The sequence below is a fragment of the Acinetobacter sp. ANC_7654 genome (assembly GCF_056779855.1).
On record NZ_JBWYIR010000004.1, the window covers coordinates 189,575 to 210,948 of the forward strand.

The following is a 21,374-nucleotide window of genomic DNA, read 5'->3' on the forward strand; positions in this document are numbered from 1 at the left end:
TCAAGAGTACTACTTAACATATAAGTAGTACTGTATTTTCTTAAATTAAATAGCCTAAGCTGCAGAAAAGATATGAAACTTACTCAATCAGATTTTCAAAAACGACGTGATCAATTAGCCGCTGAAATAGGCCTAAGAAGCATTGCAATTATTGCAACACGTGAAGAAATGTTTAGAAATCGTGATGCTGATTATAAATATCGCGCTGATAGCAGCTTTTTTTATCTAACAGGATTTGCAGAGCCTGAAGCAGTTGCTGTAATTGAAACATTTGATACTGAAGAAGAAGGTTATACCTACAGTTTATTTTGTCGTGAACGCAATCGAGAGATGGAAATCTGGACAGGTTACCGTGCAGGGATTGATGGTGCAGTCGATGATTATGATGCGGATGAAGCTTATGCGATTGATCTACTAGACGAAGAAATCATCGCAAAGCTTCAAGGAAAAGAAAGATTATTTTATAGAATTGGTCAACAAGCCAGTTTTGATGCAAAAATTACAAAATGGATTGCAGAAGCAAGTGGTGAAAGCCGACGTGGTACCGCTGCACCGACACAATTGATTCAGTTAGATACAATTTTAGATGAGATGCGTCTACACAAAGAGCCAAAAGAAATAGAGTTAATGCAAATCGCATCTGATATTTCTGCTCAAGCACATACGCAAGCGATGAAATCTGTACGACCAGGAATGATGGAATATGCTTTAGAAGCGGAGCTGAATTATATTTTTGGTAAAAATGGTTGTGTACCATCGTATAACAGTATTGTGGGTGGTGGTGAAAATGCTTGTATATTGCACTATGTTGAAAATAACAAACAACTTAATGACGGCGATTTAGTTTTAATAGATGCAGCTTGTGAATATGAATTTTACGCGTCAGATATCACACGGACGTTTCCAGTAAATGGTAAATTTAATCCTGAACAAAAGGCGCTCTATAAAATAGTGCTCGATGCACAAATCGCTGCAATAGATGCGGTTAGAATTGGTAACTCTTATAAAGAGCCACACTACGTTGCTGTTCGTATTTTAGTGCAAGGCTTGCTTAATCTTGGAATCATGCAGGGTGATCTCGATGAAATCATTGAGACAGAAGCCTATCGTCAATTTTATATGCATGGAACTGGTCACTGGTTAGGCATGGATGTTCATGACGTAGGGGCATATAAAGTCGATGGAGAATGGCGAACATATCAAGAAGGTATGGTGGTGACCATTGAACCAGGTTTATATATTGCCCCTGATGATGAAACTGTCGATCCAAAATGGAGAGGGATTGGTATTCGCATTGAAGATGATATTGTTGTCACTCAAGATGGACCGAGAAACCTGACTGCTAAAGTAGTAAAAACCATTGAAGATATCGAAGCCTTGATGGCGAGTTAACCATTTTCACAAATCTAAAAAGTCGATGGAAACATCGGCTTTTTTTTAATGTCATATTCAATATTGAAAAATGAATTATGGCTTCATCTTCAATAACGCTAATTCATTATAAAAAGTAAAAACTTTATTGTAAGATGAATTTGATTAAGAATTTATGTGTATGCAGCTATTGCTTGCTTTTATAAGGATCAAAACATGCAACAAGAAGTCATCATTGTCGGTGGTGGAATGGTCGGATTAAGCCTTGCTCTTATGCTGGCTAAAACTAACATTGCAGTGAAATTGTTAGAGGCGATCAGCTATCCTAACTATGATGATGCTAACCTTGCACCATATCATTCAAGTTTTGATGCCCGTAATAGTGCGCTGTCACGTCGAAGCGTGCAAATTTATCAAGAATTGGAAATTTGGGATTCACTGCAACAATATGCAACGCCTATTTTAGAAGTAAATATCACAGAAGAAGGAAGCTTCGGTAAGGCACGTTTAATCGCGGCTCAAGAGAAAGTAGAGAGCTTTGGTCAAGTGATTGAGAATGCATGGCTTGGACGAGTATTGTTATCAGAGGTCAAAAAAAATCCACTCATTGAGTTAATTGATGGTGTTCAAGTGACGTCGCTTAAACAGGATGAGAATTTAGCTTATCTTGCAGCATTAAAAGCGAATGAACATTTGCAGTTTCAATCCAAATTAGTCATAGCAGCAGATGGACGTGATTCTTTCTGTCGAAAAGCACTCGGTGTTGGTGCATCAGTGTATGATTATGATCAAGTGGCGATTGTCACTACAGTGCAGACATCCAAACCTCACTCCCATGTCGGTTTTGAACGTTTCAGCCCACTTGGTCCTTTAGCATTGTTGCCTTTACCTGGTGAATACCGTCGCTCTGTTGTTTGGCCAGTGCCTAAAGGTACTGAGGGAGAGTGGCTAGGTGATGGAAATGATCAGCATTTTTTAGATGCTCTTCAAAAAACGTATGGCGATCGAGCTGGAAAATTTGAGAAAACTGGACGTAGATTTAGTTTTCCTTTGTCTCAGGTTTTGGCTGAAAAACAAGCAGTAGGACGAGTTGTACTTATGGGTAATGCTGCTCATACGATTCATCCAGTCGCAGGTCAGGGTTTTAATTTGTGTATGCGTGATGCATATGTATTGACCCGATATTTAAAACAACAAGTCATCAAAAATGCCGATTTAGGTGAAGCTGCTGTACTGAAAGAGTATGAAAAATCTCGACTCAAAGATCAGCAACGTGTGATCAAGTTTTGTGATTCTGTGGTGCGAGGCTTTAGTAATCAAAATCCAATCCTAAAATTTGTGCGAAATACAGGTCTAATGTGCTTTGAAAATATTCCAGGTATTAAGCCACTCGTTGCCAATTATGCAATGGGGTTAAAAGCATGAATGATGCTATTTTAGATGTCGTGATTGTGGGCGGTGGTTTAGTTGGTGGATTAACGGCTTTATTGTTGGCTAAAGGTGGAGTTCAAGCGACTGTACTTGATGCAGCACCGATATTGGATCACGAGAAGACCTTAAAATCATTGAATCCTCGTGTACTTGCATTGAGTCAAGCCACTATTCATTTGCTTAAGCATGTTGATGTATGGGGAAAGTTAGCTCGTCAACAACCCTACACGGGAATGCAGGTGTGGAACAAAAATGGCTTTGGTGAAATCAATTTTGGAACATCAGCGCATTCTAAACCTGATCAAGCACAAATATTAGGTTCAATGGTCGAACCAAGTATCTTGAACCTTGCGATTCAGAGCATGATGATCGACCAGATTGATGATTACCGTACTCAGATTCAAGTGAAACGTATTGAGCAAGGAAATGGTTGTTGGATTCTTCATCTCGCTGATCAAACTCAATTGAAAACGAAACTTTTAATTGGTGCGGATGGTGCAAACTCATTCGTACGTGAACAAGCCATGATTGATTTGGATGTTTTGGATTATCATCAGGCTGGTATTAGCTGTGCAATCAAGACGGAACAAGCGCATCAACATGTTGCGAGACAAATCTTCTTAGAAACAGGGCCACTGGCTTTTCTCCCAATGGCAAGTTTAGAAGATCAAGAATATGGTCATTGGCAATCCATTGTATGGACTTTACCAGATGATTATGCAGACGAATTTGCGTCACTCTCAGATGAAGATTTTGTACAATTACTGACACGAGAGAGTCATCATATGTTGGGCAAAGTATTAGCCGCAACGCCTCGAGCAAAATTCCCACTGAAAGCACGAGCTGCTCAACGTTATATTAAAGATGGCTTAGCGCTAATTGGTGATGCAGCCCATGTTATTCATCCACTTGCTGGTCAGGGGGTGAATATTGGTTGTCTAGATGCAGCAATTCTATGCGATGCGCTACTTTCGGACTACGCACGTGGCGTTTGGGCTCATGAGCAAACTTTATTGAAATATGAGCATCGCCGTAAATTTCAAAACGATGCCATGATGCATAGTATGTCTATGATTGGGTGGATGGAATCTGCTCCTGTTTTTCCTATTGTTTGGGCGAGAAACTTTGGTTTGAAACAAGTTGAAAATATCAGTGCGTTAAAATCGGCGTTTATGTCGCAAGCGAATGGTTTGAGTCAGCTCAGTAATACAAGATATCAAGTGAATTGAAATCTGATCTAAAAAGAATCATCAGTATATATTTTTTTACTAATATGATTAAAAAATATACAAATGAGGTGCTTTAGATACTATGCGAAAGATAAAGAGCTTGATACATTTCTCTAAAAATCAAAGCACGTTCCAATCAGGTGCGTGAAAACATTGATGGGGAGTTTGAAATGACAGACGCAAATGATTTTGATGACAACGAAGACAGTGTTGTAGACGAAAATGAATCACAAGCAGCAGAAAAAGGTGCGGCCGTAAGTGACGTTACTGTATCTGATGCCGATGTCGCGGAAGCTGAAACATTAACAGTGACAGCTAAACTCAAACAACGTCAGGCACTGGAAGATGAAGTTGCTGCTTTTCTAGCACGTGGTGGTCGTATTACTGAAGTTCCACCTGATGAATCAATAAAAGATTAATAAAAAAAGCACCATCAATATGGTGCTTTTTTTATTTTGCTTAATCATTCGCACCACTGAGCTCTAGCGCGCGTTGATATGCGACTTTCTTTTTGATTCCGGTGAGATCAGCTGCAAGTTGAGATGCTGCTTTTACAGATAAATCTTGCAATAAACGATTGAGTAATTTGTCTAATTCTTCTTGCTGCATGTCTTTTTCAGTGGCTGCTCCAGCAATGACCAGTACAATTTCACCTTTTTGCTGGTGATGATCATTTGCAATAAATGATTGTAAATCTCCAAGGGTCATTTTTTTGATTGTTTCGAAGGTTTTGGTAATTTCACGTGCAAACCCGACTTCACGGTCAGCCCCGAACACAGAGACCATATCCGTTACAGAGTCTAGGATTCGATGTGGTGCCTCATAGATGATCATGGTATGCGTGTTGTCTTTCAGTTTATTTAATTGAATAAGACGTTGTGATTGTTTCGAAGATAGAAATCCTTCAAAACTAAAGTGATCACTGGGTAGACCTACAGCGCTTAATGCTGCAATAGCTGCACATGCACCTGGAACAGGAACGACACGAATACCATGCTCCTGAGCTGCACGAACCAATTTAAAACCAGGATCACTAATCAATGGTGTACCTGCATCACTGACGAGTGCAACATTTTCACCATTTTTTAACTTATCGATAATTATATCAATTTTGTTACTTTCATTGTGATCATGGCACGCTGTAAGCGGAGTTGAGATATTATAGTGTTTCATTAAAAGAGCGGACTGACGTGTGTCTTCTGCCGCGATAAGAGAGACAGACTTTAAAACATCAATTGCTCGATAAGTCATGTCATCTAAGTGCCCAATTGGCGTCGCTACAACAAATAACTGAGCACTCATAAGGTTTCTCCATGTTGGATCTATTAAGAATAAAAAAAGAATTCATTGGTATTGGCTTATGTGGAATGATTTTCCAAGCCCAAGCGGAAGTATTGGTTATTTTACCTGATTCAGGCCCTATGGCGCGAGCAAGTAATAGTATTAAAAATGGTATTGATGAGGCTTATCAAAAGTCGAACAGTGAAATACCAATAAGATATGTCAATTCGGATCAAAAACGATTAAAAGAGATCCTAAAGACGCAAGTCAGTCAAAACACCAAACTTATTATTGGTCCACTAGCGAGACAGGATGTCGAAGCAATAATGAAAGAACCACTTAAAATTCCTGTTTTAGCACTGAATGAAGTTCCTTCAAAACATGTGAAAGTGTGGCAGTTTAGTTTATCGAAAACTGATGATGCTCAAGTTTTAATTAAACAGATTGAAAGTGATCGAGTTCAGCATCTCTATATCTTGCGTGAGTCTGGTACTGAGTCTGAGAGCTTAAGCTTTGTAAATGCCGTGTTTAAAAATTTTCATGGTAAATTTTCTCTAGTCCAACAATTGCCTGATATAAAGTCAAATGAAGGTGTGTTGCTTTTAGGCAGTATGGCGTGGATCAACTCATTGAAGAATAAGCCTTCAAAACGTTTGTATGTTCAGGCTTTTGCTATTGATCATAATATGGATATTCCGAAGGGAACTAAATTCTGTGATGTTCCAGTCATGGTTCAATTTTTAAAAAAACCTAATCAAACAACAGAAAATACTGCTGCATTCCAACGTCTCAATGCCTTCGGTCAAGATGTTTGGCGTTTGGCGGATTTGATGTTGAAAACGAAGAATCCTGATCAAATATCAATTCAAGGTCAGACTGGGCACTTGAGTTTTAAAGAGCATCGGATCGAAAGAAAACCTGCGTGCTTCGAGAAAACATGGTTTAGATTAAAAAATATTTAAGAGGACTTAAATGGATGAGTTCTCAACAATTAGGTATATGGGCTGAAGACCAAACTGAAAAAGTCTTGATCTCACAGGGTTATATTGTGCTGGCTCGAAATTTTCATTCTCGTTATGGTGAGATAGACCTGATTGCTCAACGTGATCTTGAGCTTATATTTGTTGAGGTCAAAGCCAGATCAAAAACAACCTATGCTTCAGCACTAGAATCAATATCATCGAGCAAGCAAATTAAAATTGCGAAAACAGCAATGTCATTTCTTCAAAAATTTCCAAGCTATACAGAGTTTTATTATCGTTTTGATGTGTTTTGTTTTGATTTTCATAAAAAAATTGCAAAACCGTTACAGCATGAAATTTCTGATATGGATTATGATCTCGAGTGGATTGAAAATGCATTTACAATAAATGCAGACTTGATTAATCTATGAACCGAATGAGCTAAGCCATTTCCAACAATAGAAAAAATTCAAGTTTCACGAGGAGACGGATTGAGTGTTGAAGCGTATTGTAATTTCGATGGCGTGTGTTGCTAGTCTTTCAGGCTGTGCAAGTTTTATTTCAGGTGGAACTGGCGCAGAACCAGTTGGGGTGGTGAGTGGAGCTCGTTCTTTAGGTCAGGTATTTATTGACTCTTCAATTGAACGTACAGCAAAGATCAATTTATACAAATTGGATGCTCGTTTTAAACAATCTCGAGTCAATGTGAATAGCTTTCACAGTAATGTCTTGTTAACAGGTCAAGTGCCTGATGCGCATTTGAAACAGTTAGCAGAAGATAACGTTCGAGCGATGAGTGATGTGAAATCTATTCATAATTACATCACAGTTGGTCCTCAAATTGGTTACTCTACCATCATGCAAGATGCGACTGCGACAGCGAATACACGTGGCTTAATTATGCGTGCGCCAGTTGTTTCAGACAGTAAAGTCTTGGTTCATACTGAAGATGGCGTGTTATATGTGATGGGACGCTTAAATACAGCTGAAGAGCAAGATCTCATTGAAGTTTTACAACGAGTAGGGAATGTCACGAAAATTGTTACTTTGATTGATAACGTGGAATCTGCTCAAGTAGGCGCAGGTGTTCAATCATCATCACTTATGAACCCTTCAGCGGTGAGTACTCAACCTTATGTTGAAACACCCGTTGCAATTGATCCTGATGCTGGTGTTAGTTACCAATAATGTCGAATAAGATTGCGCAATTTTTTCCGAAATCAGTTCAGTTAAAACTTACCCAGTTGAATCAAAAACTGAATGCTTTTCGCCCATATAATTTGGGTGGTTTGGCATTAAATCAATTGACCTCAAATAAAGGCTATTCTGTAAAAAGAAATATTGCTTATGGTCTTAAAGCTCGGCAACGACTGGATCTTTATGTTTGCCAAGCGCCAGCGAATAAACCTTTAGTTATATTCGTGCATGGTGGTGCATGGAGTAGAGGAAGTAAGGACGATTACAAGTTTCTTGGAGAAAGTTTGACACGTGCTGGATATAACCTCGCCGTAATAAACTATCATCTGGCGCCAGAACATATTTTTCCTCGTTACGTAACTGACCTTGCAGATTCAATTCAATATTTAATCAAAAGTGCTGATAAATATGGTATTTGTGCAGATCAAATAGCGCTTATCGGACATTCTGCTGGTGCTTTTAATGTGATGTCACTGATTTACCATCCTTCATTCATTGACTTTGAAGGACGAGATCGAATTAAAGCGTTGATTGGTTTGGCTGGACCCTATCACTTTAACTATCTAGGTGATCATTTATCTGAACATGCATTCGATAAAGCAGTAAATTTCAAAGCGGTGATGCCATACTATTTTGTAGAGAAAAATAATATTCAGCACTATATTTTTCTAGCAGATCAAGATACGTTGGTAAAAGATCATAATTCTGAAGAGATGCATCAAGCACTGTTAGCTGTAGAGAATCATAGCCAGCTCATTCGGGTGCCTCGTACTGGACATGTATCAATCATGGCAACAACTGCCACATTATTTGATCGACTCTTCAAAACTCGATCTCTCATCCTGAAAGTTTTAGAAGAGTCCTTCAAATAAATCTATAACGATTCGGATTTGAGTTATTCAGATTTGAAAGGAGTATTGTGAATGACATGTTGAATCATGGCATGCGCAATACTTCCTGCAAATGGAATTTCTGGTAAGTCATCAAATTTAAAGAATTGGGCATCACTAATTTCATCTTCTTGAAGCACAATTTCACCTGAATCATACTCGGCTCGAAAAGCAATCATTAAATTACTTGGGAATGGCCAAGGTTGGCTGGCAAGATATTGAATATTTTTAACGTTTAGACCAATTTCTTCCATGGTTTCGCGTTGCACAGCCTCTTCTAAAGTTTCACCAACTTCGACAAAACCTGCAATCAATCCATACATATTGGATTTATTTTTTGCATTTTTCGCCAGCAAAATTTCATTATCACCTCGTGTGATTACGGTGATAACACAAGGTTGAACACGAGGGTATTGGTGATAATTACATGCTGGGCAGATCATGGCATATTCTGAATGGTGCACATCCGTTTCTGTACCGCAATGACTACAAAATTTATGATTACGACGCCATTCTAATAATTGAACTGCTCGACTCGCTTGTTCAAATTGTTGCTTAGACCATTGAGTGATCAACTGTCGAATTGGCACAAGTTGATAACCTTCAGGAATTGCTTCTTCAATATGTAGATCTCGTGCAATTACTTGATCACCAGATTGGAAAATCAGATCACTCTCTAAACGTTCAACACGTGGTAATTGGAAGTTTTCATCGACGATAAGTTGATGTTGTTTAAAAATATAAGCAACAGAGAGTTCAGACATTAGGCAACCGCTTTAATTTTTTGACTGCTGATGAGTGCAGTCTCAGATACTGATTTATGAATAGGATAATCATACTTCAAGCCATCAAGATGAAGTTCTAGACTGGCAAGCACATCTAGAATGTGCTGAAGTTGTTGGGGGGTGAGTGATTTCTGAATATCGTAATAGTGTTCAACCGCCTCAGCACTATTTTTTAGCGCATTACTTAATATTTGAGCATCAAGAAATAGAGCAGCACCGCTTAATTGTCTTAAATTGGTTGTGATGTTTAATAAATCATTTATGTCTTGAACAACATTGTTTTGAAAAAGTTTATCCCCTAGTTCTTGCAAGAGAATTCTAGCTTCTTTTTGCAGCGTTTCATGCGCATCATCTAACCGATCCAGTGATATATTCATATTATTCACATCAAGTTGAATGCGAGTTGGTGCAAAATTTCGCTTCAAAATCCCGATAGAGTTCATAGCCGACAGCATGCTGTTCATTAATCGTTGAGCAAAATCGGCATTTTGTTGAATATAGGTTCGATGAAAATGATCTGCTTGCAGTTTCATTTCTGCATAAGCTTCATTAAGATTCATCACTAAAAAGATATTTGCCATACGATAGAGCTTTAAGCGAATATCTAAAATTTGATCGTCAGTAAAACTTTGATAGTGACTTTCAATATCTAACCTTAATTGATTCAATTCTTCTGTAATCAAGTGAGCAACGGTATCGATTGTTCTTTGATCAGGTCCAAACAGATGGCGACTAAAAATTTGTAGTTGAACATCAGTCAAAATGTTGTCCGAGATTTGAAAATACTCACGAAGCATTTGTGAATCGTAGTTTTCTTGGCTAATACAAATCGCTAAAGCATTAGCAAAGTCAGTTTCATCGACCTGAAAATACTGGGGTGCATTTAAAAACTCTCGGATCTGACTGCCAACTTTAGCCAACCATTTTAGGCGTGCATCACTGAGAATGAGTTGGTCAAGTTGATTAAATGCGATTTGCATCAGAAGCCAATATTGTTGACTCGGTGTTTCAAGAGAGAGCAGTGCTATATGATCTACAATGAGTTTAAAACGATTAAAATCGTCTTCAGTTTCATTTTGCGTCACTAATTTTATTAAACAATCTTTATATAGTGTATTCCAATAATCAGATGAATTAATCTGATTCGATGAAGCTTGCGGTGTTAAAGTTAATTGTTTCTGAGTGGTCTGAATTCCATTACCCAAAGCTGTGCAAGGGATGTTCAATACTCGCTCAAGATGGTTAAGTGTATCTAAGAGAAATTGGGGGACATCGACTTCACGTAAGCAAATAAATTCGATATATCGCTTTAGCATCGTTGTACCATCACTTAATGCAGCAGCGTATTTCAGGTTTTTTGCAGTTGGATTTTGCATCATCTTTGACATGACTTGCGCACAGTAGTGTGCAAGTTGTGCGAGATGAGGAAGCTCGATCATGGCAAAAACTTGATTGGATTGTTCAAGTCGAATGAATGCGTCATCTATCCCAAAAGGAAGTGTTTGATCCTCAATAAGCTCTGATACTGTATTTTCGACCTGATCGATGATTTGATCAATTTCTTTTTTAACAATAAGTAATGCTGTAGGGTCAAAATAAATTGAACTTTGATAAGACATCGATCGAAACCTATGTTGGCCGTTAATTTTGCTCAGAGCCCAGAGAAGGGGAATTTTTGCTCTAAATGAATATAGCCGAACTGATCGTACTTTACAAAATGAATCAAGCAGATGGAAGATTATTTAGCAAATAAGCACGGCTCGCCATTTTTTTCTTGGTAATCTTCGATCCATTTTTGGTGTGCTGCTAATTCCTCATCAGAAGCATAAATGATTGGTAAATCTACCTCAATTTTTTGGTACTGATTTTGTCCAGTTTCAGAATGATGATCATGCGCTGAGAGTGCATCGATATCAAATGAAACTTGACCACCTGTCATGGCTAAATAAACATCTGACAGAATTTCTGCATCCAGTAAAGCGCCGTGGAAGGTACGATCACGCTGTGGAACTTCGTAGCGCTTCACTAATGCATCCAATGAGTTCTTTTGACCTGGATGTTTCGCTTTTGCCATTGCAAGTGTATCAGTCACTGCGCAGACTTCTGAAAGCGTACCAAAGCCAGCACGTTTGAACTCCATATCTAAGAAGTTCATATCGAAAGTTGCGTTGTGTGCGATAATTTCTGCACCTTTTAAGTACTTGTACAGTTCAGCAGCGATTTCTTCAAATATAGGTTTATCTTTCAAAAAATCATCAGAAATACCGTGAATTGCTTCAGATTCACCGACTGGTTTTTGGGGATTGATATAAATGTGAATTGAACTTCCTGTCAGTTTACGATTGATCATTTCAATCGCACCCACCTCGATAATACGGTCTGTATCTTGATAATAAAAACCTGTAGTTTCCGTATCTAAAATCAGTTGGCGTGGTCCTTGTAAATTTAAACGAGCAGGCGTGACCACAATATGCGGATGCGATTTTTTAGCTAACTGAGGAACGCTTTGATCTACAGATTCAGAATCTAAGTCCTGTGCATCAACTGTCTTAATAATATCTGAGGAGTTAAAGGTGACTTCGTCCGTGCGGTATTCAGCTTGATCTTCATTTTCTGCTAAATCAATTTCCACTTCTTCTTCAACTTCTTCACTTTGATCATTGAGATCTAAACCAAACGGATCATTGAGCAACCAATCTTCAGACTGTTTTTTTTTATCATTCGCTTGCAGGGAATTTTTTAATTGTTCAGCCGTTTGGTCAGCGCCTTGATTAGCTAACTGATCTGCCATTTCATTGCCTGAATGTCCTGCATGACCTTTAATCCAGTTCCATTCAATATCTCGACCTTGACAAACTTGGTCCAAAGTTTGCCATAAATCAGGATTTTTAACGTCTTTCCAATTTTTCTTTTTCCAACCACTGATCCATTCAGTAATGCCACGCTTTACATAGTTTGAATCTGTCCAAATGATCAGCTTTGCATCAACAGGACAAAATTTAATTCCTTCGATTGCGGCTGTTAACTCCATACGATTATTAGTCGTGTCAGGTTCACCACCACATATTTTATGTTCTGTATCCTTAGTGATGATGTAAGCACCCCAGCCACCTAGCCCAGGATTGCCACGACATGCGCCATCAACATAAAGTGTTATTTCAGACATAGTTTGAACCAATCAATCGAATAAAGTGTTGAACATCAAGTTCGGAAATTTTATTGTATACGTAAATGCGAAACATCAGTGCGATAACTGGATATTTTTTAATGTCTTGTAACATTTATAAGCAATTACTCATCAAGAAGAGACTTGCCTGAACAACCAGCTCCTCTAAAATGGCTTATATACAATAAATTTACTATGCGTCTTTCGGAATTTGTATGTCTAAAACAACCACCGCAGTGTGGCAGCCATCTGCAACTTTTTTATTTAAAATTTCAGTAATTACTTCCGCAGTAACCGGATTAGGCGTAATGACTGGCTGTACAGCGAGTCCCACTTCCGCAAAGACGCAAAAGTCGAATCAACTCGGCATGTTAGATGCCAGTAGTTTAGATTCACTTGAAGATCTTTTATCTGCAACTGATATGCGTGCAGTTGAAGGTGATCGTTTACTTATTTTAAAGCACGGCGATGTTTGGAAACGTATGACCGTTGGTTTTAAAATGGATGAAACAAAGTGGGATCCACGGATTGATGCTCAAAGAAGTTGGTTTATTACGCGTCAGCCTTATCTGGATCGTTTATCCGCTCGAGCTTCTCGTTATCTTTATCATACTGTAAAGGAAGCAGAGCGCCGTGGATTACCTACAGAACTTGCTTTACTTCCCGTCATTGAGAGTTCCTATGATCCAGCTGCAACGAGTTCAGCGGCAGCTGCAGGGATGTGGCAATTCATCCCAAGTACAGGTCGTATTTATGGATTAAGACAGACCAATTTGTATGATGGACGCCGTGATGTAGTTGAGTCTACACGTGCAGCCTACGAGTTTTTAGGAAGTTTATATAACCAATTCGGTTCATGGGAATTAGCTTTAGCGGCTTATAACGCTGGTCCTGGACGTATTCAACAAGCGATTAACCGTAATAAGGCTGCTGGCTTGCCTACAGATTATTGGTCATTACGTTTACCTCAAGAAACAATGAACTATGTACCTCGTTTCCTTGCGGTTGCACAGATTATCAAATCCCCCGAAAAGTATGGCGTAAGATTACCACCAATTGCGAATCGTCCTCACTTTAGAGAAGTTCCAGTTCCAGCAGGTGCGAGTTTAAGCGAAATTGCTTCTTTGGCAGGCTTAAGTCGTGCAGAACTTTATCAACTGAATCCAGGGCATCGTGGTGATATTATTGATCCTCAAAGTCCACAGCGAATTTTAATTCCAGCAGATTTAAATCCAAATATTGATCGTAAACTTAAAGCACTTAAACCAAGCAGTACAGGTCTATGGGCGAGCGCTTCAAGCCCTGTTTCTACATCTACGCCAGCAACCACAATTACAACGACAGTAAATACACCAAAAGCTTCAAATGCTTCCGTATTGGCAACTCAAACAGCGAAGCCAGTTAATAATACTCAAACACCTTCAGTATCTACAACAATTTCAACTTCGAAGGGTAGGACTCCTTCTGGTTCTGATGCATTGGCAGCTTTTGCTGCTTCGGCAGTGGTGCCAAGCGCACCTCGTATACCTGTTGCTGTTACACCGGCGCAAAATGTTAAACCTGTACGTGTAGAACCAGAAATCACTGCTGAAGAAAAAGCCAAAATCTTAGCTTCAATTGCACCTGAAAAAACCACAACAACTACGAGTTCTGATCAAATTATTGCCTCGGTCATTGAACCACAGGCCACTGAAGCAGAAAAAGCGGAAGTCGTTAGAGAGATTAGTGCCATTGCACCCCAAGGTACTGAGATTGTTGATCCGTTGGATGGCAAGATTAAATTAACTGCGATTCAAACAAGTCAATCTGTGGCAGCAGGACAAGGTTCAGAAGTTAAAGTTGGCTTTGCTTATCCTAAATCTGTAGCAGAAAGTACTTTGCCTACTTCTGAGGAAGCCCAGCTTAATCAAGGTAAGGCATTTAAGAAAACTGAAAGTGAAGTGGTTGTAGAACCACCTAAGGGTAAGCGTAGTACCTATACGGTACTCCCTGGTGACACGCTAGCAATTATTGCAATGAAAAACGGCGTAAGTTGGAGAGATATTGCAAAATGGAACCAAGTAGATCCAAATGCAACCTTATATGTAGGTGCGACCCTATATCTGTACGATGCTAAACCAGTAGCATCTGCTCAGAAAACGGATGTAAAGCCAGCAAGTTATATTGTAAAAGCAAATGATAGTCTGACTAGTGTTGCAAACCAGTTTGATTTGAGTGTCCAACAATTGGCTGAATTGAATGGTCTAACTATCAATAGTAATTTACTGGTTGGGCAGAAGTTAAATCTAATCCAGTCTCAAGCATCTAAATCAAGCAAAACTGAACAAGCGGTAACAAAGGTTCAAACGAAATCTTATACGGTTAAACGTGGCGAATACTTAAAGTTAATCGCTGATCGATACGGACTTTCGACTCAAGAGTTAGCGTCATTAAGCTCAGGACTGAAAGCTGATAGTAGCCTGTACGCGGGTCAAAAAATTAATGTTCCTTTAGAAGAAGTGCAATCTGCTACAGCTTCATCAACAACTCGCGCGAGTAATGCTAAAACTGTACCTGAAATTCAGACTGAAACTTACCGCGTACAACGAGGAGATACGTTGTACAACATTGCAAATGCGAATAAGTTAACCGTTGTTGAGTTGGCGACACTGAATAATTTGGATATTGAAAAAGGATTGATGGTTGGTCAAACCATTAAAGTACCAGTGGGATCTAAATTACCAGAGCAATATGTTGTTCAATCAGGTGATAGCCTGAATGCCATTGCGAGCAAATATAATCTTTCTGTCGCACAGTTAGCAGAAATGAATGGCTTGCGAACAAATGCAGGATTGCAAGTTGGGCAAAAGCTGAATTTGAAAGAAGATGAAAATAAAGCTTCAACTAAGCAGGGTTCGACACGAAATAATTCGGCTGCTGAGAAAGTAGAGTCTCACACTGTGAAGAGTGGAGAGACCTTAGCAAGTATTGCGCGACAATATGATATGCCGCTTCAATCATTACTTACGCTGAATGATCTAAATGCGAGATCAGTCCTTCAAATTGGTCAAAAATTAAAAGTAAGTGGTGATGTTGAAAAGGCGGCTGCGAGTACTGAAAAAACACCAGTCCGTCAATCAAAATCGCGTGATACAGAGGATTATGCTGTCAAATCAGGTGAGTCTCTCCATGTTATTGCTACACGATTTGATATGACTGCAAAAGAACTTGCAGATCTAAATAAGTTGAACCTACGTGCTGGATTGCAAAGAGGCCAAATTATTCAAGTTCCTGAAGTGGTCACAGATTATAAAGTCCGTAGTGGTGATTCCCTGTACAGAATTGCGAATCGATTTGGTATAGACATTGATCAGCTTGCAGAAATGAATGGTTTGAAACCAAACACACCTTTACAGATTGGTGCTACGATTAAAGTTCCACATTCTTAAGTCTGCTTAAGCAATCAGGAATTTCATATCGAGATGTGCATTTCATCAACTTTGTCAAAAGCAAAGTTTATTTTCCTCTTCTTGCCCATTCATATCAGTGCATGGGCAAATCTTCAAACGACGCCTTATATTGCTTTACAGTCAAAACCGAAATATCTGAATTTAGATGCGATGCCATATGCCAACCCAGACGCACCAAAGGGTGGAAAGTTGGTGAAAGCGGCTGATGGGACATTTGATAATCTAAACGGTATGAATGGGCAAGGAAGTTGGGTTGAAGGTACAAATTACTTGTTCGATACGCTATTTTCCAAGTCATTAGATGAACCAAATGTGTTTTATCCACTTTTGGCTGAGAAAATTCAGTTTGATCCAACCCGAACAAAATTTGTGATTTTTCATTTAAATCCACGTGCTCGATTTAGTGATGGATCTCCTGTACTGGCTGAGGATGTTAAATTCACGTTTGAAATGTATTTAACCAAAACCAATCCCGGTTTACAGATGTATTTGTCTGATTTAGATAAAGTTCAGGTTCTGTCTAAACATGCCGTAAAAATGGTATTTAAATCAGAAAGAAATACTGAAATGCCAGCAATACTTTCACAGATGCCAATTTTTTCTAAAAAAGATTGGCAATCTAAAGATTTTAGTCGAGCAACACTCAAACCCATTTTAGGATCAGGGCCATATACAATTAAAAATCTTGATGCTGGTCGTAGTATTACCTATCAGCGTAATCCCCATTATTGGGCTAAGGATTTACTTGTAAATCGCGGTCGTTATAATTTTGATCAAATTAAATATGTTTATTACCGTAGTTCGGACATTGCATTTGAAGGATTTAAAGCTGGACAATATACATTTCACCAAGAGAAATTTGCTCGTAAATGGAAGACGGAATACAACTTTCCAGCATTTAACTCAGGATTGGTTAAAAAATATAGTGTAGCTTTACAAAACCCTGCTCCGACACAAAGTATCGTTTTAAACACACGAAAAAAACCCCTAAACGATATCTATTTTAGACAAGCAATGACCTATGCTTATGACTTTGAATGGCAAAATAAAGCATTGTTTTATCAACAATATCAACGTTTACAAAGTCATTTTCAGTTTAGTGAGCTCGAAGCAAAGTCAGTACCAAGTCCAAAAGAATTAACAATATTAAAACCTTATTTATCTCGGTTACATCCTTTACAACGAGAAGGGGTATTAAAAGCGTGGAAATATCCCGTCACTGATGGTACAGGTTACAATCGTAAAGGCTTACTCACTGCTCGGAAAATTTTAATTGAGCAGGGGTATTCATTTAAAAATGGTAGTTTGCATGCGCGTGATGGAAAACCAATTCAATTAGAATTGCTTCTTCATCAAGAGGGCTTACAACGGACGCTCATGCCTTATATTCGAAATTTAAAAAAATTGGGTATTCAAGTTTCGATTCGGCAAGTCGATATGCCTCAATATTTACAGCGGATGCGTCAATATGATTTTGATTTAACCACGATGGTGATGCCTCAGTCACTAAATCCTGGGAATGAGCAAGCGCAATTTTGGAGTAGTCATGCTGCAAATGAAGAGGGAAATTATAATTTTTCTGGTGTGAAAAATAGCGTTATAGATGAAATTATACAACGTATTATCCATGCACCTAATCGTGAAAAATTAATATTAAATACACGTGTCTTGGATCGTTTATTACGTGCTGGATATTATCAGATACTTACTTATGGAAATGATCGTGAATGGTATGCGTATTGGAATATGTATAAACAGCCACAGATTAAACCCAAACTCGCTGTTGGTGAAGATTATTGGTGGGTAGATCAACAGCAAGCTCGCAAAGTGGCTACTTATCTTGGTCGAAGTAAAGGCTCACGTTAAAGGTTAAATTTATGGGGCTTTATATACTTAAACGACTTTTGCTGATCATTCCCACCTTATTTTTGATATTACTCATCAATTTCGCCGTCGTTCAAATTGCTCCTGGTGGACCTGTTGAACAGGCAATACAGAGAGCTGAGCAGTTTCAAGGCATTGGTGTTGTGTCTGGTTCGGCATCTCAAATTAATGAGTTTCAGAGTCATTATCAGGGTACGCGAGGACTCAGTCCTGAAATGGTCGAGCAGATCAAAGCGCAATATGGATTTGACCGCCCTGTGCATGAGCGCTTTTTTCAAATGCTCAAAGGATATTTTCAACTGGATTTTGGAACGAGCTTTTTTAAAAATAAATCAGTAACAACATTAATTTTGGAAAAAATGCCAGTCACGATCTCCCTTGGATTATGGAGTACCTTACTGATCTACAGTATCGCCATTCCTCTAGGGATCTGCAAAGCGAAAAGACATGGCAGTCTGTTTGATCAAACGACCTCCTTAATATTGGCGGTAGGTTATGCAGTGCCAACTTTTGTATTTGCTATTCTACTTATTATGATTTTTTCGGGGGGATCGTATTTACAATGGTTCCCATTACAAGGATTGGTCTCTGAGAATTTTGCAGAACTCAGTTTTATTGATAAAGTTAGAGATTATTTTTGGCATCTTACATTGCCTGTCCTTACTATTATATTAGGTGGATTTGCGACCCTCACATATCTAACAAAATACTCTTTTATGGAAGAATTAAATAAACAATATGTGACGGCAGCTCGTGCTAAAGGTTTGACCGAGCAACGCGTTTTATACAATCATGTTTTCCGTAACGCCATGTTGATCGTTATAGCAGGATTACCTGAAGCACTGATCGGAATTTTTTTTGTTGGCAATCTATTTGTAGAAATTATATTTAATCTTGATGGTTTGGGATTGCTCGGATTTGAGGCAATTCAGCAGCGTGATTATCCTGTAATTTTTGGAACATTGTTTATCTTTACGTTGGTCGGTCTAATTTTGAGATTACTCAGTGATGTTCTATATCAATTGATTGATCCAAGAATCAATTTTGATCGTCAAGGAGCATAAAAAATGTCTCCACATTTCGATCAACGAATTTCAAAATTTAAGTCACATCGACTCGGATTCTTCAGCTTCATTTTATTTATCGCGATCTTTATTTTATCCTTGGGGGCAGAGTTTATTGCCAACGAAAAACCAATACTTATTTATTATAAAGAAGAAATTTATTTCCCAATTTTTAAGCCTTATCCTGAAACAACATTCGGTGGTGTCTTTGAGACTGAGTCTGATTATAAAGATCCAGCTGTTCAAGAATTGATTAATGAGCATGGATGGCAGATTTGGCCTATCATCCCATTTTCATATCAAACACCTAATTATGAATTGGCAGAAGCTGTACCATCTCCACCGACCTCCGTGAATTGGTTAGGCACAGATGATCAAGGTCGTGATGTCTTGGCAAGATTAATATATGGTATTCGTATCTCTTTGCTGTTCGGCATTGCACTTACTATTGGATCTGCATTCATAGGAATTACCATTGGTGCTGTCCAAGGCTACTTTGGCGGTTGGTTGGATCTGATCGGTCAAAGGCTGTTAGAGGTGTGGGGTGGTCTACCAATGTTATTTATTGTGATGATCTTAGTGAGCATGTTTACACCAAGCGTATATTGGCTGTTTTTAATTATGCTGATGTTTGGTTGGACTGCGTTAGTTGGTCTTGTTCGTGCAGAGTTTCTGAAAGCCAGAAATTTGGACTATGTGCGAGCTGCGAGATCACTCGGTGCTACAGATAGTCAAATTATTATCAAACATATTTTACCCAATGCTATAAGTTCGTCACTCTCACAGCTTCCTTTCATTCTTACCGCTAATATTACCGCACTTACAGCTTTGGATTTTCTGGGTTATGGTTTGCCACCTGATACAGCCTCAATTGGTGAAATTTTACTGCAGGGTAAGAATAATCTATCAGCACCGTGGCTGGTTTTATCTGGATTTTTTAGTCTAGCAGTTGTGTTATCTATTCTTATTTATATTGGGGAGGCAGCTCGAGATGCATTTGATCCAAGAGGCTAAACCAATACTTGAAGTCAACAAGCTCAATATTCAGTTGAATGAAAAAAAAATCTTAACTGATTTGTCTTTTAAGCTAAATGCGGGTGAGACAGTAGCCATTGTTGGTGAAAGTGGTTCAGGAAAATCTCTAGTTTGTCTAAGTCTTCTAGGTCTTCAAGATCGCGCTCTAGACTTAAGTGGTGAAATCATATTTCAAAATGAAGATCTGCGTCTAAAACACGAAGATCAGTTGCGCTTAATACGTGGCAATAAGATCGCGATGATATTTCAAGAGCCAATGACGGCACTAAATCCATTACATACAATTGAAAAAATTATTTCAGAACCTTTATGGCTGATGGGGCTTAAGAAAAAAACCATTCGAAAAAAAATAGAAGAAGTGCTTTGTGATGTAGGGTTGGGGAGTTCATCAGACATCCTCAAGCGATATCCACATCAGTTGTCTGGTGGACAGCGTCAAAGGGTGATGATCGCAACAGCTCTGATTTCGGAACCTCAAATTTTAATTGCAGATGAACCAACAACAGCCCTTGATGTATCACTACAGAAGCAAATTTTAAATTTAATTAAAGACCAAGCGCATCAAAAAAATATGGCCTTAGTTTTGGTTAGTCATGATTTAAGGTTGGTGCAACAATATGCTGATCAAGTATTGGTTTTGTCTAAAGGTGTCACAGTTGAACAGGGTGATGTCTCTCAAATATTCCTGCAGCCTCGCCATGAATATACTCGACTGCTCCTTAATCAGCAGTTTGATTCGATTTCACCTATCAGTGAACAGGCGAAAGAACTTTTAAATACTGAACATCTTCGAGTGCAGTATCCACCTAAGCTGAATTTTGTGAATGTTTTTAAAACTCAATTTATAGCGGTGGAAGATTTATGTTTTCAGCTTAAACAAGGAGAGTCGCTTGGTATTGTAGGTGAAAGTGGATCTGGAAAGACCAGTGCTGCACTCGCGCTTGCACGACTCATAGAGTCAACAGGTACCATTGAATTAAATCGTATCAATCTCAATCAGTTGTCTGACAAGCAACTTAGAGCGCATCGAAAAGATTTTCAAATCGTTTTTCAAGATCCTTTTTCGAGTCTCAACCCAAGAATGAATGTTTTGTCATTATTAACTGAAGGGTTAAGATTAAAAAAATTGAGAAAGAGTGAAAAATTAAAACTCGCGATCCAAGCCCTTGAAGAGGTTAATCTCACAAAAGAATTTCTTCATCGTTATCCTCATCAAATGTCGGGTGGACAGCGACAAAGAGTATCGCTGGCCAGAGCACTTATTCTGAAACCTCAATTACTCATTCTGGATGAGCCAACATCTGCATTAGATCGTAATACACAAATAAAATTGGTGAACTTACTTCAAGATATACAGCAGAGAACAGGGATCAGTTACATTTTTATTAGTCATGATCTGAAAATTGTGAAAGCGTTATGCCATCGAGTTATGGTGATGAGAGATGCAAAAGTTGTAGAAATTCAAGAGACAGAATGTTTATTCAGTGCACCGATTCATGCTTATACGCAACATCTTATACAAAGTAGTTTATAAAAGTTATTTGACAAGGAGGATTGTCAATTTTAGACTGGAATTCAGGGAAGTCACGCCTAATTGGTTTTAGGTTTAGATAAGCACAAAATTGAGAAC

17 protein-coding genes are annotated in these 21,374 nt (G+C 38.6%); 13 read left to right on the forward strand and 4 right to left on the reverse strand.

Translation table 11 applies throughout. The annotated features are described in order from the left end of the window. Positions 1 to 72 precede the first annotated feature (72 nt). The 4 genes from pepP to AC1M86_RS06815 all read left to right on the forward strand — a co-directional run bounded on the left by pepP (position 73) and on the right by AC1M86_RS06815 (position 4,450). A complete protein-coding gene (gene pepP / locus AC1M86_RS06800; protein WP_481607592.1) occupies positions 73 to 1,392 on the forward strand; it encodes a Xaa-Pro aminopeptidase in 1,320 nt (439 codons plus the stop codon). Between the two features lie 195 nt (positions 1,393 to 1,587). Beyond that, positions 1,588 to 2,796 (forward strand): FAD-dependent oxidoreductase, encoded by a 1,209-nt coding sequence (locus AC1M86_RS06805; protein ID WP_481607593.1) that lies wholly within the window; start codon positions 1,588 to 1,590, stop codon positions 2,794 to 2,796. Then, positions 2,793 to 4,031: an FAD-dependent monooxygenase gene (locus AC1M86_RS06810; RefSeq protein ID WP_481591808.1), complete on the forward strand. Its 1,239-nt coding sequence runs from the start codon at positions 2,793 to 2,795 to the stop codon at positions 4,029 to 4,031. Before AC1M86_RS06805 ends, AC1M86_RS06810 begins: the two co-directional genes overlap by 4 nt. 170 nt (positions 4,032 to 4,201) lie before the next feature. Next, positions 4,202 to 4,450: a hypothetical protein gene (locus AC1M86_RS06815; RefSeq protein ID WP_035269751.1), complete on the forward strand. Its 249-nt coding sequence runs from the start codon at positions 4,202 to 4,204 to the stop codon at positions 4,448 to 4,450. A gap of 40 nt (positions 4,451 to 4,490) precedes the next feature. Here AC1M86_RS06815 and rsmI read toward each other — a convergent pair whose 3' ends face one another. Next, entirely contained in the window at positions 4,491 to 5,333 is an 843-nt protein-coding gene (gene rsmI / locus AC1M86_RS06820; RefSeq protein WP_481588939.1) for a 16S rRNA (cytidine(1402)-2'-O)-methyltransferase, read from the reverse strand. A gap of 11 nt (positions 5,334 to 5,344) precedes the next feature. Between rsmI and AC1M86_RS06825 the strand changes: the two genes are divergently transcribed. From AC1M86_RS06825 to AC1M86_RS06840, 4 genes are all read left to right on the forward strand, one after another. Next, positions 5,345 to 6,274 carry a penicillin-binding protein activator gene (locus AC1M86_RS06825; protein WP_481607594.1) on the forward strand — a complete coding sequence of 310 codons (930 nt, stop codon included), beginning with the start codon at positions 5,345 to 5,347 and terminating at the stop codon, positions 6,272 to 6,274. Positions 6,275 to 6,288: 14 nt separating this feature from the next. After that, the gene (locus AC1M86_RS06830; protein WP_481607595.1) at positions 6,289 to 6,705 is read left to right on the forward strand and encodes a YraN family protein; all 417 of its coding nucleotides are present in this window, start codon (positions 6,289 to 6,291) and stop codon (positions 6,703 to 6,705) included. Between the two features lie 64 nt (positions 6,706 to 6,769). Continuing rightward, complete coding sequence (locus AC1M86_RS06835) at positions 6,770 to 7,462, forward strand: BON domain-containing protein (RefSeq protein ID WP_035266827.1); 693 nt, start codon at positions 6,770 to 6,772, stop codon at positions 7,460 to 7,462. Next, positions 7,462 to 8,343: an alpha/beta hydrolase gene (locus tag AC1M86_RS06840; protein WP_092766808.1), complete on the forward strand. Its 882-nt coding sequence runs from the start codon at positions 7,462 to 7,464 to the stop codon at positions 8,341 to 8,343. Before AC1M86_RS06835 ends, AC1M86_RS06840 begins: the two co-directional genes overlap by 1 nt. 23 nt (positions 8,344 to 8,366) lie before the next feature. Here the strand turns inward: AC1M86_RS06840 and nudC are convergent, their stop codons facing one another. The 3 genes from nudC to dnaQ form a co-directional block, all read right to left on the reverse strand. Continuing rightward, the gene (gene nudC, locus AC1M86_RS06845; RefSeq protein WP_481607596.1) at positions 8,367 to 9,125 is read right to left on the reverse strand and encodes an NAD(+) diphosphatase; all 759 of its coding nucleotides are present in this window, start codon (positions 9,123 to 9,125) and stop codon (positions 8,367 to 8,369) included. After that, positions 9,125 to 10,765 carry a chemotaxis protein gene (locus tag AC1M86_RS06850; RefSeq protein WP_481607597.1) on the reverse strand — a complete coding sequence of 547 codons (1,641 nt, stop codon included), beginning with the start codon at positions 10,763 to 10,765 and terminating at the stop codon, positions 9,125 to 9,127. The genes nudC and AC1M86_RS06850 overlap by 1 nt, the downstream gene beginning before the upstream one ends. A gap of 119 nt (positions 10,766 to 10,884) precedes the next feature. Continuing rightward, positions 10,885 to 12,312 carry a DNA polymerase III subunit epsilon gene (dnaQ, locus tag AC1M86_RS06855; protein ID WP_481607598.1) on the reverse strand — a complete coding sequence of 476 codons (1,428 nt, stop codon included), beginning with the start codon at positions 12,310 to 12,312 and terminating at the stop codon, positions 10,885 to 10,887. Between the two features lie 215 nt (positions 12,313 to 12,527). Here dnaQ and AC1M86_RS06860 point away from each other — a divergent pair, with 215 nt between their 5' ends. The 5 genes from AC1M86_RS06860 to AC1M86_RS06880 are packed head-to-tail and all read left to right on the forward strand — an operon-like array spanning position 12,528 to position 21,278. After that, positions 12,528 to 15,740 carry a LysM peptidoglycan-binding domain-containing protein gene (locus AC1M86_RS06860; protein ID WP_481607599.1) on the forward strand — a complete coding sequence of 1,071 codons (3,213 nt, stop codon included), beginning with the start codon at positions 12,528 to 12,530 and terminating at the stop codon, positions 15,738 to 15,740. 39 nt (positions 15,741 to 15,779) lie between these two features. Further along, entirely contained in the window at positions 15,780 to 17,627 is a 1,848-nt protein-coding gene (locus tag AC1M86_RS06865; protein WP_481607615.1) for an extracellular solute-binding protein, read from the forward strand. Between the two features lie 11 nt (positions 17,628 to 17,638). After that, the gene (locus AC1M86_RS06870; RefSeq protein WP_481607600.1) at positions 17,639 to 18,709 is read left to right on the forward strand and encodes a microcin C ABC transporter permease YejB; all 1,071 of its coding nucleotides are present in this window, start codon (positions 17,639 to 17,641) and stop codon (positions 18,707 to 18,709) included. 3 nt (positions 18,710 to 18,712) lie between these two features. After that, positions 18,713 to 19,723, forward strand: coding sequence for an ABC transporter permease (locus tag AC1M86_RS06875; RefSeq protein WP_481607601.1), 1,011 nt, complete (start codon positions 18,713 to 18,715; stop codon positions 19,721 to 19,723). Next, positions 19,701 to 21,278, forward strand: a complete 1,578-nt coding sequence (locus tag AC1M86_RS06880) for a dipeptide ABC transporter ATP-binding protein (protein ID WP_481607602.1) — start codon at positions 19,701 to 19,703, stop codon at positions 21,276 to 21,278. Before AC1M86_RS06875 ends, AC1M86_RS06880 begins: the two co-directional genes overlap by 23 nt. Positions 21,279 to 21,374 lie beyond the last annotated feature (96 nt).